This is a genomic window from Clostridioides sp. ES-S-0190-01 (assembly GCF_020658275.1).
GTDB lineage: Bacteria > Bacillota > Clostridia > Peptostreptococcales > Peptostreptococcaceae > Clostridioides.
This window is the reverse complement of record NZ_JACVWA010000038.1, coordinates 28,685-41,985: the sequence shown is the minus strand read 5'-3', so window position 1 is coordinate 41,985 and position 13,301 is coordinate 28,685. Positions and strand designations below refer to the sequence as shown.

Sequence of the window (13,301 nt, the reverse complement as noted above, 5' to 3'; positions counted from 1 at the left end):
TAGGAGAGCAAAATGAGCTATAAAAAAGCAATACATATATTACCAGAAGAATTACTTGAATTGATACAAGAATATGTGGATGGAGAATGTATTTATATTCCCAGAAAATCAAACAATAAAAGAGAATGGGGAAGTAATACATCTACTCGTGAAGATTTAACAATTAGAAATATGCAAATTTATGAAGATTATCAAGTTGGTCATGATTTGCAGTATTTATCAGAAAAATATTATCTGTCTTTGAAGAGTATTCAAAGAATTATATTACAAGAAAAAAGAAAAGATATTTAAATGTAAGCCAGTATAGTTCTATAACTATACTGGCTTATTTTCTTTTGTTAAAAATGTTTAAGGTATAGTTTTTTTTTAGTGGATGCTATAATTTAATTAATTTCAGAAGCTTATATAATAAGAAAATTCAGCAGTAGTGTCGATATTAAGAGAAAATAATTTATTATATAAGTGTGTAATTGAAATTTAAATTTATTAAAAATTAGGAGGTACTGTTTTGAAAAAAATGCTTGATTATATTCCACCTTTTCACGACTTTCTATTTTAGCAATATTATAGAAAGGAAAATGTATTTATGCAAAAAATTACTTGGGAGATTGAGTATAAATCCCAATTGCCAGTAATTAGGTACTGTAAAAAATGTGGGAAAAAGACTGAATACATTTGTTCAGATTTATTTAGAGTGAATGCCCAACATAAGTATTTAGATATTTGGTTAATATATAAATGCTCAAATTGTGATTCAACATGGAATTCAACCATATATTCTCGTATTAATCCAAAAAACTTAAATCCAGAGATATTAGAACAATTTTATACGAATGATTATAATCTTGTTAAACAATATGCTATGAATGTTGAGTTTTTACATAGAAATGGGGCGAAAGTTGGCATCCCAGAATATAAAATAGTAGGTCAAGATATTTGTATTGATGACTCTACACAAATTCGTATTGCAAGTAAGTATCCATGTCAATTAAAGGTATCCACGTTATTACGTGAGAAGCTTGGCATATCTAGAAAGGTCTTTGAAGACATGTTAGACTGTGGGATGATAAAAAGTATATCTGGAGTTGACCTAAGGAGAAGTAAGTTAAATTATGAGATTGTGTTACAAATTGGAAAGAGTAAACAATAATATTTAAATCGGTTAGACCAGCCAGTTTAACATGTTTTATGTAACATCATTTTAAATAAGTATAGCAGCTTTAAAAAATACAAAGAAGCTATACTTATTTGTGTATAATAACATTATCTTTTTTCTAGATTTTCTAATATCTCATAGTAGTGTGTTGTAGCTAGTGTACTTGGCTTACCTTATCTGATAAATATTGATTTTCTACGTTCATTTCTTAATTCCATTTCATATTAGATTCTGACTAAATTTATCAAGAATTCTACTACAATAGTATCAATGTTTATAATTGATTTACTTTATTCAAAATTGCATCTATAGCTGTGTCAGGAACAACTGCTAAGTCTTCTGCATTAAAATAATAAATTATATTAGAGTCAAATAATATATTTGAATTTGGTGGAAATTCATCATCTCCAAACCAAAGTATAAATATCATAGAAGTATTACCTATGTATGTAAACTTATAAGCTAGGTCACCCATCTTTACTTTTTCAGCTCCAATATTCTCCATGACCAGTTTATATTTATCTATTTTAGATGTAAAGATTTCTGAAAGTCTTGCTAGAGTTCTATTTAGAAAGTTAGGATAATAGACATTGCCTCCAGGAACTTCTTTAAAAGTTATATATTTATTTGTAAGAGGTATACCTTTAGAATTACACAAATACCTAAGCATTAGAATCTTAAGTTCGAAATTTTTACAGAGACTTCCATTACTATTCCAAACTTCTCCACTCGGATAATCAACTATATACTGTCTATCAAAAAAATCAATAGTAAATTTGCTTGAATCACTATTAAAGTCAATATTACTTAAATTACTAATTGTATGAGGGTCCAATTCTTTGAGTTTTTTTCGTGCATAATCAAATGGGACATTATAATTACTTGTTTTGATATTTTTATCCATAATATTTTCCTCCGATTTAAAGACCTATTTATATATTTATAAAAAGTTTTCTTATTATTGATTTTATTATATATCCAGAATATTACAATATTAAATTAATAAATAAATTTTGCTATTTAAAGGAATCTATGTAAAATAAATATTAAGTGTTTAAAATATAAATTTTTTATGTTTGAAGTGTTAAAATGATTCTACTATAAAATATTAATTAATTGCTTTAAGTTATAATATAATAGTATGAGATTTTATATAAATTTATAAAGATATAACTAAATATATAAATTAAGGTGTCATTAAATATGTAATGGAGGTGTTAGTATGTCTAAGATACTAGTAGTAGATGATGAATTAGATATGTTAAAGTTAATTGAAAATATATTAAAAAGAGATGGGCATGAAGTAAAGGTAATTAGTGATGTAGAAAACATTTTTGATATTGATTATAATCCTTTTAATCTAATAATATTAGATGTAATGATGCCCAAAATGGATGGTTTTGAAGTATGTAAAATTATAAGAAATAAGGTTGATTGTCCAATATTGTTTTTGACAGCTAAAAATATGGAAAGTGATGTTATGTATGGTCTTGGTATAGGGGCAGATGATTATATTACAAAGCCTTTTGGTGTAGGTGAGTTAAGAGCCAGAATAAATGCTCATTTGAGAAGAGAAAATAGAGAGAAAAAAAATTCATTAACTATATCAAATGTTCAATTTAATTTTTTGGGAAAAGAAATTTCTGTTGATAATAATAAGATAAATTTTACTAAGAGTGAGTACCTAATATGTGAATTTCTAGCAAAAAATAAGGGACAAGTCTTTTCAAAAGAAAGAATATATGAGCATATATATGGATTTGATGGAGAAAGTGATATAAGTGTTATTACAGAACACATAAAAAATATACGAAGCAAGTTGAAATCTTATGATATTTATACAATAGAGACTGTATGGGGGATAGGATATAAGTGGATATAATAAAGTATTACTCAGTGCAAATACATTATATATCTACAAAATGTTTGTAAAATATTAATCTATATATTAAAATTTAATTTATAGATTAATATTTTTTGTAAATTACAAAATTGTAAGGTATTTTGTTATAAAATATTAATATTAGTAGTGTATACTAATAATATGGTGTTTAATATAAATCTTGAGCAAAGGATGGTTTTTCTAATGGATAAACTAAAAAATATTAGAAAGAGTCTACTACAGTATACATTTTTATTTTTATTAATAGGTATAACAATTTACTTGGTATTTAAAACATTAGATATTAAGATGTTATCAAATGTTATAACTATGGTAGATAAAAAGTTTTTATTTGTAGGGGCTTTGGCAATAATGTCTCACATAATGCTTGAAGGATTAGTAATGAAGATAATTATAGAAAGTACTCACAAAGTCAATATTAGATTTATTGGTTTCAAGCTAGCCATTATGGGATTTTATTATAATCTAATAACTCCATTTGCTTCAGGAAGCCAACCAGTACAAATATATGTACTTAAAAAATGCAAAATGCCACTTAGTAAAGCAAGTGCAGTTGTTACAAATAAGTCTATTATTTTTCAAATAGTAGTTACTGTTTATTGCACAATATTAGTATTAATGAATCTAGCTATGCTAGAAAAACAAATGAAAGTAATCATGCCCTTAGTGTTTCTAGGAATAGCAATTAATTCATTTGTTTTAATTATGATAATTTTAGTTATTTTAAATCCTCAAAAAATAAAATATTTTATGAGAGTTTCAGTAAAATATTTATCAAAATTTAAGTTTTTAAGATTCCTAGAGAGTAAAGTAGACTCTATAGAAAATTTTATAGATGATTATAGTAAAGCAATAAGTTTTTTTGCTAAAAATAAAAAAGTATTGATTTTAACTATTATAGTGACTTTTATTCAATTAAGTGCTTACTTTAGTGTATCATTTTGGATATATAAAGCATTTAATTTACAAGGTTATAGTTATATTTATATATTAACACTACAAGCTTTTTTATATATGGCAATATCTCCAATACCAACACCTGGTAATGTAGGAGCTAATGAATTAGCATTTTTCACTATATTTAAATCAGTATTTCCTCAACCTCTAATGGGTTATGCAGTATTTTTATATGGTGGATTTATGTACTATTTGATTCTGATTGGAAGTGGTATCTTTACTGTAATCACTCACTATAGAATGAAAAATAGAATTGGTAGAAATGCCATTTTAAGTGAAAATTAGATAAATCTAAATAAGCATATAGTAAAAAATATGTCATAAGAACTATAATATTTTAATTAGGCGATTAAAATATAAGGATTGTTATGACATATTTTTTTTAAAATTTAAAAGGAATTGTGAGAAAATTGTTGAATTTAATAGATAATATTGCAAAATATTTGTAAATTTTGCATATTATAAAAGTACTTTATTATCTTTAAGGTAAATTTTACTCATCAGGGGATAAATCTAAGGGGGGAAATGTATGGAGAAGAAAATTTTAACAGTTTGTCCATACTGTGGAGCTGGATGCCAATTATATCTAGTAGTAAAAGATAACAAGATATTAAAAGCGGAGCCAGCTGATGGTAGAACAAATCAAGGAAGTTTATGTTTAAAAGGTCGTTATGGATGGGATTTTCTAAATGACCCTAAAATTTTAACACCTAGGCTAAAAAAACCAATGATAAGAAAACAAGGTGTGTTAGAAGAGGTTGAATGGGATGAAGCTATAAGTTATACAGCTTCAAGATTAAACGAAATTAAAGAAAAATATGGTCCTGATTCTATTATGGGAACAGGCTCTGCAAGAGGGCCTGGTAATGAAGCAAATTATATAATGCAAAAATTTATGAGAGCTACAATAGGAACTAATAATGTTGACCATTGTGCTCGTGTCTGACATGCACCATCTGTAGCCGGTCTGGCTTACTCATTAGGTAGTGGTGCAATGTCTAATTCTATACCAGAAATAGAAAACGCAGATGTTTTATTCATATTTGGATATAATGGAGCAGATTCACATCCAATAGTTGCAAATAGAATAATTAAAGCTAAGAAAAATGGAGCTAAGTTAATTGTTACTGACCCTAGATTAACTGAGTCTGCAAGAATTGCTGATATACATCTACCTATAAAGGGTGGAACAAATATGGTTTTAGTAAATGCTTTTGGAAACGTTTTAATAGAAGAAGGTCTTTACAATAAAGACTTTGTTCAAAACCATACACAAGGATTTGATGAGTACAAAGAAATTGTTAAACCATATACAGCTAAATATGCTGAGAAGCTGACAGGAATTCCAGAAGAACTTATAAGAAGAGCTATGAGAGAATATGCAAAAGGTAAGAAGGCAATGATACTTTATGGAATGGGTGTCTGCCAATTTGGTCAAGCTGTTGATGTAGTTAAAGGGCTTGCATCAATTGCTCTACTTACAGGTAATTTTGGTAGAGAAAGCGTTGGAATAGGACCTGTACGTGGACAAAATAATGTTCAAGGAGCTTGTGATATGGGGGCTCTTCCTAATGTATATCCTGGTTATCAAAATGTAACTGATGATAAGATAAGAGAAAAATTTGAAAATGCTTGGGGAGTAAAGTTATCTCCTAATAATGGATATAGTTTAACTCAAGTTCCAAATTTAGTGTTAAAAGAGAAGAAGCTTAAAGCTTATTATATATTTGGGGAAGACCCAGTACAAAGTGACCCAGATGCATCAGAAGTTAGAGAGGCTTTAGATGAGTTAGAGTTTGTTGTTGTTCAAGATATATTTATGAATAAGACAGCACTTCATGCTGATGTTATACTTCCAGCTACTTCTTGGGGCGAACATGATGGAGTATATACATGTGCAGATAGAGGATTCCAATTGATGAGAAAAGCTATAGAGCCACAAGGAGATGTAAAACCAGACTGGCAAATTATAAGTGAAATTTCTACAGCAATGGGATATCCTATGAACTACAAAAATACTAGAGAAATATGGGATGAACTAAGAGCATTATGTCCAAATTTCTTAGGCGCTACTTATGAAAAAATAGAGGCTCAAGGTTCTGTTCAATGGCCTTGTAAGAGTGAAAGTATGGAAGACAAAGGAACTATGTATCTATATGAAGGACAAAAATTCTCTACTCCTAATGGAAGAGGTAATTTATTTGCTGCAGAATGGAGACCTCCTATGGAAGTTGAAGATGATGAGTATCCATTTAGTTTATGTACTGTGAGAGAAGTTGGTCACTATTCAGTAAGAACTATGACTGGTAACTGTAGAACACTTAGTTCATTAGAAGATGAGCCAGGTCGTGTTCAAATAAATTGTAATGATGCAGATAGATTAGGAATTGAAGATGATGAACTAGTTAGAATTAGTTCAAGAAGAGGAAGTGTAATAACAAGAGCAACAGTAACTGACAGAGTTAAAGAAGGAGCAACATATATGACTTATCAGTGGTGGGTTGGAGCTTGTAATGAGCTTACAATAGCAAACTTAGACCCTATATCTAAAACACCAGAATACAAATATTGTGCTGTTAAACTTGAAAAACTTGATGACCAAGAGTTAGCAGAGAAATGTGTAAGAGAAGAATATCAAAGTCTTAAAGATAAAATGACTGCCACAAATGTTTAGTAGTTATTAGATTAAAGATTTATAAAAAGCGGAAGGGCAAATATCTTATGGAGAATATATACTCAAAAACTAAGTCCCAAGAAAATAGTAAAGGTGAAGTTTTTGAAAACAGTTATAGTTTAGTAGATTATGAATACATGAATTCTTTTAAATTAGAAATAAGCAAAATAAATGAACATGATTTATCAAATGAATATGAAGAAATAATTGCAGAATATCCACTTAGCTTTATTTTAAATGATAAATACATAAATACATTTTTATGTACACCATATAATTTAAAAGAGCTTGTAGTTGGTTTTTTGAGAACAAAGGGATATATAGAAAATAAAAAAGACATATTAGATATAGAAATAAATGATAAGGAACGTGTTACAAAAGTAACTATTCAAGAGAGACATAAGGATGAAGAGGAACAAATTATATTTTTAAACTCACTAGACTATATAAGTTGTGCTCCTGTAGAGAGTAATATAAAAATAAATTATGATGCGATTTACAGTATAATGGATAAAAACTTAAATTCGTCAGAATTATTTAAAAATACAGGTGGAGTACATAGTGTATCCATATTTGATAATGATAAAAAAATAGTGACCTGTGAAGATGTAGCAAGGCATAACGCAATGGATAAAGCAATAGGGTTTTGTGTTTTAAATGAAATATCACTAAAAGATAAAACTGTAGTTGTAAGTGGGAGAATATCTTTAGAGATGATACTAAAGGCAGCTATGACTCAAATTCCTATTGTAATATCAAAATCAGCACCAACTAATTTATCAATAGAGCTTTCTAAAAAATTAAATATAACTCTTATTGGATTTGTAAGAGGAAGACGAATGAATATCTATGCAAATTCACAGAGAGTTATCAAAAAGTGAGACTGAAGCGTATGTATGCTAATAAAGAAGAAAAAAAATATTCAAGATGTGAAGTGTGTGGAGTAGTAATTGATGATACTGACAAAGTATATGCCAATAAATATAATTTGTGTAAAAAATGCAAGCGAAATATAAGTATTGAAAAAACACTAAAATATATAAATATATATAATAAAAATAACTAGGGACTTAGAAATATACAAATTGAAAGGTGGGATAATATGAATAATAAAATAGGCTCTTTTGTAATAGCAGACCCAAGTAAATGTACAGGTTGCAGATCTTGTGAAGTAGCTTGTTTTACAATGCATAACCAACATAATAATGTAGGATATACGGTTGGGACAGTTGACATACCAGTTATACCTAGACTCTATTTAGTAAAAGGTGATACTTTCTGTATGCCAATACAATGTAGACATTGCGAAGATGCTCCTTGTCTAAATTCATGTCCACAAAAAGCTATAAACAAAGAGAACAATGTCATGTTTGTTAATGAAGAAAAGTGTATAGGGTGTAAAACTTGTCTCCTAGCATGTCCTTTTGGAGCTATAGATTTACTTCCACAATATAAAGATGGTAAAGAAGTAGAACAAGTAATTTTGGAAGAAAATAAAAAAATAGCGTATAAGTGCGATTTATGTAAAGACAATGAAAAAATAGCTTGTATAAGCGCATGTCCTCAAGATGCATTAAAACTTGTTACTCCAATAGATGACAAAAAAGCTAAGAATAGACAAGCTGCACTTAGTTTATTGTTGACAAATAAATAAAGGATAAAGGGGTGACGTTTATGATAATAAATATAGATAAAGATTTATGTACTGGATGCAGAGAATGTTCAAAGGTATGTCCAGTAAATGCTATTGAGGGGGAAGAAGGAAAACCACAAGAGATAAACCTAGATAGATGTGTTATGTGTGGTCAATGTGTTCAAACTTGTAAATCGTATGCTTCAGTTATAGATGAAGGATTTGAGTTTTTGAAAGATAAAAAACAAGAACGAAAAATACCAGAATCAATAAATGAACCTATATTCGCAGCACATAATGTATGCGATGTAGATAGGGTAAAAAAAGCTTTAAGTGACCCAGATGTATTTACTATGGTTCAATGTGCACCAGCAGTTAGAGTAGCTTTGGGAGAGGATTTTGGATACTATCTAGGATATTTAGGTGCTGGAAAAATGGCAGCAGCGCTTAGAGCATTAAAATTTGATAGAGTTTATGATACTAATTTCGCAGCTGATTTAACTATAATGGAAGAAGGTAGTGAGTTAATTAAGAGGGTTACAGAAGGTGGAACTCTTCCAATGTTTACATCTTGTTGTCCAGCTTGGGTTAAATTTATGGAAAAAAATTATCCTAAGTTAACTAATCACTTGTCTTCTTGTAAATCACCTCAACAGATGGGTGGCGCAATATTTAAGACATATGGCGCAGAAATAAATAATGTGGATGTATCTAAAATATTTAGTGTTTCTATAATGCCATGCACATGTAAAAAGTATGAATGTGATAGAGAAGAGATGGATTCTAGTGGATATAGAGATGTAGATGTAGTGTTAACTACTAGAGAACTAGCTTACCTAATAAAAGACATGGGAATTGATTTTAAAAATTTAAGAGAAGAAAAGTTTGACAGCCCTTTAGGTAGTTACAGTGGAGCTGGAACTATATTTGGTGTTACTGGTGGAGTTATGGAAGCAGCTATAAGAACAGGTTATGAGCTTATAACTGGAGAAAGCATACCTAATGTAGAAGTAAAACAAGTACGAGGAGAAAGTGGTTTTAGAAAATCAACTATTAAGGTAGGAGATTTAGACTTAAGAGTTGGTGTAGTAAGTGGACTGCAAAATGTAATACCAGTACTTGAAGATTTAGAAAAAGGAAAGTTGGATATAGATTTTATAGAGGTTATGACTTGTCCTGTTGGATGTGTAAGTGGTGGAGGTCAGCCAAAAATTTTACTAGAAGAATATAAAGAATTAGCCTATGAAAATAGAACAAAAGCAACATATGTGCATGATGAACACTTGGCAATTAGAAAATCTCATGAAAATTCTGACATTAAAAAATTATATGATGAATATCTAGTGGAGCCATTAGGAGAAAAATCTCATCATTTATTACACACTACATACTGTATAGGAAAGGAAGTGGCTAAGTAATGAATTATTTTGTTATAGCAGACCCTGATAAGTGCATAGGATGTAGAACTTGTATGATAGGATGTGTGGTTGCACATTCAGATGAAGATATTTTTTACAAAAGTCCAGACGAGATAAACTTTAATCCAAAACTTTCTGTCATAAAAACAAAGGAAGTTAGTGCTCCAATACAATGTAGACATTGTGAGGATGCTCCTTGTGCAAAGGCCTGTCCAAATGGTGGTATAGTTAGGGTGGGTAATACAATAAAAATAAATGAAGAAAATTGTATAGGATGTAAGACTTGTATGCTGGCATGTCCTATAGGAGCAATAGATATAGTTACACTAAAAGATATAGACAAAGGAAAGCTTTGCTTTAGAGAAAGAATGACAGCAAACAAATGTGATTTTTGCATAGATTCACCAGAAGGACCAGCATGTGTAAATGTATGTCCAACAAAAGCATTTACTATAGTTAAAGATGAGGATATAGATAATACTGTTAAAAATAAAAGAAAGTTAGCTATATTATAATATAATTAATAAAAAGATGGAGTTCTAGTTGTTATTAGAGTCTCCATCTTTTTTGTATAATTTTTATAGGGATTAAGAATTAATTATTGTGCCAATTTATCTAACCTTTTCTTATTTAACTTTGTCATTCCCATAGAAGCTGTGATAAGTAAAGCATAGGCGACTATAACTGATAAAATTATAATAGACCAAGAGAATTTATAGCCAAAATTATCAACGAGTAATCCAAATAATGTTGAACCAAGTGCAAATCCAATTGCAAAAATTAACTGAACAATGCCAAAAATACTGCCAAACTCCTTTTGACCAAAAAAAGCACCAGTTAAATAAGCAGGTCCTATCATATAAGCAAATACAGAAAGACCCTTTAAAATAGCAAATACAAATGCAAGATTAGAAGATTTATCGACAAATAGTAATGATAAAGTAGCTATAAGTACAAATATAAAAGATATAATCAGTGGTTTTATTTGACCAAATTTATCAAACAATAATCCTCCAAATAAATTACCAATAAGAGCAAATAATGCAAAAGTGGAACCTACTGTTCCTATTAAAATTGGATTTATATAATTTCTAAGGTAGGTCGGATATTGTACAGATAATGATGAAACATATATACCTACAAAAGCAAATCCAATTGTCATAATCCAAAAATATTTATTCTTTTTAGCCTCTTTTAACGTATAACCCCATACTGAAGGGGATATTTTATTAGGTGTTTCATCATTTTTTATTTTAGAGTTTATTTTCTCATTAGTATCTTTAGGCATTTTAAGCATAAATAATGTCACAGGTATACCAACTATTAGTGCTACAATTCCAAATGTTAGATAAGAACGGCTATATCCTTGAGATGCTAATGAACGAACTACAAGTTGTTGTAGAAATATACTACCAATAGAGCCACCAGCAAAAGCAAAGCCCATAGCTTTTCCTTTACTTTTTTCATCAAACCAAGCACTTATTAAAATTGGTATTCCTATCGCAGATATAATTGTAGCTCCAATTTGTACGATGCATGATACTGTATAAAATTGCCATAGTTCAGTACATATAGAAAATGTAGCAAAACCAATGCTAGAAATTATACAGCCTAATAAATATAATATCTTAACATTGACCTTGGAAAATAATTTACCTATAAATGGTGAAGCAATTGCTGAAGCAATAGTACCAAAAGTAAATATTAGAGAAAAAGATGCTAATCTAAAACCTTCTCCTTCTACAACATAACTTATAAACTGAGGCTGTATACTTGCTACAATACTAAATGGTATAGCTTGTATCAACATGCAACCAAGTACTATAATCCAAGCAGATGAAAAGTTTTTAATGCTAAAATTTTTGTTTAGTAGTATCTTCATGGTATGATATCTCTCCTTTAGATTATAATTTGTAAATATTAATCTAATTATTCTAAATTTATATATTAGTTTTGGATAGATGAATTAGTTGTATGTAATTTGGGGTATTAATATAAAAATTATCTGTAAAAATTGATTATTTTAAATAGATAGGGTAAATTAAAATATATAGATAAATGAAAGGATGGATAAAATGTCATTTGAAAAAATAAATAATAATAATCTAGATAAAATACACAGCAGGAAATGTATTATGTTTGTAAATTTTAATCAAAAAGAATTATCATTAATTAAAAATGTTAGTAATTTTGCTGGAATAAGAGACCATATCATTTTAAGTGATAAAAATGGTGAAAACATAGTAAGAGATATTTTGGATGGGAATATATCAAGTGAATGTGATAATGGAATTAAAAGTAAGTCTGTAATATTTAATAATATTTCCAGCACACAAGTAAATGCATTTTTAGAAGGATTGAAAAAAGTAAGAATAAATAGACCTTTTACAGCAATGGTAACAGAGACATCTATTGATTGGACATTAAATAATTTAATAGAAAATTTAGTTCAAGAACGCAATGCTATGTCTTCAGGAAAAACAATTGAGCATAAGTAAATTAGTTTTTAGAACCATCTTCTAATAAATTTAACTAATATGTGTTAAGTATCATATTATACTGTAAGATATAAAAATCTTAATATAAGTGGATGGAGGAAAGTAAAATGAAAGTATTATTTACAATAAATTATGGAGAAGAAAAATTTAAAAAAATAAATGAATTAGGATATGATGTTATACATTATTCTGAAGATAGTATAGAAAATAATGAAGATGTAAACACTGCAGATGTGCTAGTTACATATAATCCTTTTGACAGACTAGATATTTCCAAAATGGAAAATTTAAAATATATACAAACAACAAGTGTAGGTATAGACCAAATACCAAAAGAAGATGTGTTAAAAAGAGATATCAAAATAGCTAACAATAGAGGCGGGTATAGTATACCTATTGGTGAAAGCATTGTTATGTATATTTTAGAAATTTATAAAAATAGTGCAAAATTTTTTAAACAACAGAAAAATAAAGAATGGAAAATGGATTTTTCTGTATCAGAATTATATGGTCAAAGGGTTGGATTTCTTGGAACAGGAACTATATCATCAGAAGCAGCTAAAAGGTTAAAGGCCTTTGGTGTAGAAATATGGGGAGTCAATACTGATGGAAGTAATAAAAAATACTTTGACAAGTGTTTTTCTACTGAAGATATGGATGTTGTATTTAAGGAATGTGACATAATAGTCGTAGCAATGCCTTCTACAAAGAGTACAGACGGAATAGTAAATAAAGATATGTTTAATCTTATGAAAGAAGGTTCTGTATTTATTAATGTAGGTAGAGGAAACACCATTAATCAGAAAGATTTAGAAGATTGTGTAGAGAAGTTTAGAGGTGTAGCGTTAGATGTATTTGAAAGTGAGCCTTTAAGTAAAGATAATAAACTATGGGAGCTTGAAAATGTTATAGTAACTCCTCATAACTCTTGGGTGTCTGATAAAAATAAAGAGAGAACATTTAATATGGTCTATAATAATTTAAAACATTATATAATAGAAAATAAACCTGTAGATAATGTTGTAGATATATCAAAAGGTTATTAAATATATAAAAATTCTA

Annotated in this window: 14 protein-coding genes; 12 read left to right on the top strand and 2 right to left on the bottom strand. The window is 28.7% G+C overall.

The features are described 5' to 3' along the window. Positions 1 to 12: 12 nt before the first annotated feature. Positions 13 to 291, top strand: a complete 279-nt coding sequence (locus IC214_RS13585) for a CD3324 family protein (protein WP_227435701.1) — start codon at positions 13 to 15, stop codon at positions 289 to 291. Between the two features lie 295 nt (positions 292 to 586). Beyond that, entirely contained in the window at positions 587 to 1,150 is a 564-nt protein-coding gene (locus IC214_RS13580; RefSeq protein ID WP_227435703.1) for a DUF1062 domain-containing protein, read from the top strand. Between the two features lie 280 nt (positions 1,151 to 1,430). Here IC214_RS13580 and IC214_RS13575 read toward each other — a convergent pair whose 3' ends face one another. Next, positions 1,431 to 2,060 (bottom strand): DUF3786 domain-containing protein, encoded by a 630-nt coding sequence (locus IC214_RS13575; RefSeq protein WP_227481834.1) that lies wholly within the window; start codon positions 2,058 to 2,060, stop codon positions 1,431 to 1,433. A 318-nt stretch (positions 2,061 to 2,378) separates the two neighbouring features. Between IC214_RS13575 and IC214_RS13570 the strand changes: the two genes are divergently transcribed. The 8 genes from IC214_RS13570 (at position 2,379) to IC214_RS13535 (ending at position 10,256) form a co-directional block, all read left to right on the top strand. Beyond that, positions 2,379 to 3,038: a response regulator transcription factor gene (locus tag IC214_RS13570; protein ID WP_227481835.1), complete on the top strand. Its 660-nt coding sequence runs from the start codon at positions 2,379 to 2,381 to the stop codon at positions 3,036 to 3,038. A gap of 204 nt (positions 3,039 to 3,242) precedes the next feature. Then, the gene (locus IC214_RS13565; protein WP_227435711.1) at positions 3,243 to 4,301 is read left to right on the top strand and encodes a lysylphosphatidylglycerol synthase transmembrane domain-containing protein; all 1,059 of its coding nucleotides are present in this window, start codon (positions 3,243 to 3,245) and stop codon (positions 4,299 to 4,301) included. Positions 4,302 to 4,545: 244 nt separating this feature from the next. After that, positions 4,546 to 6,690: a formate dehydrogenase subunit alpha gene (gene fdhF, locus IC214_RS13560; RefSeq protein ID WP_227481836.1), complete on the top strand. Its 2,145-nt coding sequence runs from the start codon at positions 4,546 to 4,548 to the stop codon at positions 6,688 to 6,690. Between the two features lie 47 nt (positions 6,691 to 6,737). Further along, positions 6,738 to 7,571 (top strand): formate dehydrogenase accessory sulfurtransferase FdhD, encoded by an 834-nt coding sequence (gene fdhD, locus IC214_RS13555; RefSeq protein ID WP_227435717.1) that lies wholly within the window; start codon positions 6,738 to 6,740, stop codon positions 7,569 to 7,571. Between the two features lie 11 nt (positions 7,572 to 7,582). After that, complete coding sequence (locus tag IC214_RS13550) at positions 7,583 to 7,756, top strand: hypothetical protein (protein ID WP_227435728.1); 174 nt, start codon at positions 7,583 to 7,585, stop codon at positions 7,754 to 7,756. Between the two features lie 36 nt (positions 7,757 to 7,792). Further along, a complete protein-coding gene (locus IC214_RS13545) occupies positions 7,793 to 8,344 on the top strand; it encodes a 4Fe-4S dicluster domain-containing protein (protein ID WP_227435731.1) in 552 nt (183 codons plus the stop codon). Between the two features lie 20 nt (positions 8,345 to 8,364). Further along, positions 8,365 to 9,741, top strand: a complete 1,377-nt coding sequence (locus IC214_RS13540; RefSeq protein ID WP_227481837.1) for a [FeFe] hydrogenase, group A — start codon at positions 8,365 to 8,367, stop codon at positions 9,739 to 9,741. Beyond that, positions 9,741 to 10,256, top strand: a complete 516-nt coding sequence (locus IC214_RS13535; RefSeq protein ID WP_227435736.1) for a 4Fe-4S dicluster domain-containing protein — start codon at positions 9,741 to 9,743, stop codon at positions 10,254 to 10,256. The genes IC214_RS13540 and IC214_RS13535 overlap by 1 nt, the downstream gene beginning before the upstream one ends. A gap of 83 nt (positions 10,257 to 10,339) precedes the next feature. Here the strand turns inward: IC214_RS13535 and IC214_RS13530 are convergent, their stop codons facing one another. Continuing rightward, positions 10,340 to 11,623 (bottom strand): conjugated bile salt MFS transporter, encoded by a 1,284-nt coding sequence (locus IC214_RS13530; RefSeq protein WP_227481838.1) that lies wholly within the window; start codon positions 11,621 to 11,623, stop codon positions 10,340 to 10,342. Positions 11,624 to 11,816: 193 nt separating this feature from the next. Between IC214_RS13530 and IC214_RS13525 the strand changes: the two genes are divergently transcribed. Beyond that, positions 11,817 to 12,239: a DUF3783 domain-containing protein gene (locus IC214_RS13525; protein WP_227481839.1), complete on the top strand. Its 423-nt coding sequence runs from the start codon at positions 11,817 to 11,819 to the stop codon at positions 12,237 to 12,239. A gap of 107 nt (positions 12,240 to 12,346) precedes the next feature. Continuing rightward, the gene (locus IC214_RS13520) at positions 12,347 to 13,285 is read left to right on the top strand and encodes a phosphoglycerate dehydrogenase (protein WP_227435742.1); all 939 of its coding nucleotides are present in this window, start codon (positions 12,347 to 12,349) and stop codon (positions 13,283 to 13,285) included. Positions 13,286 to 13,301 lie beyond the last annotated feature (16 nt).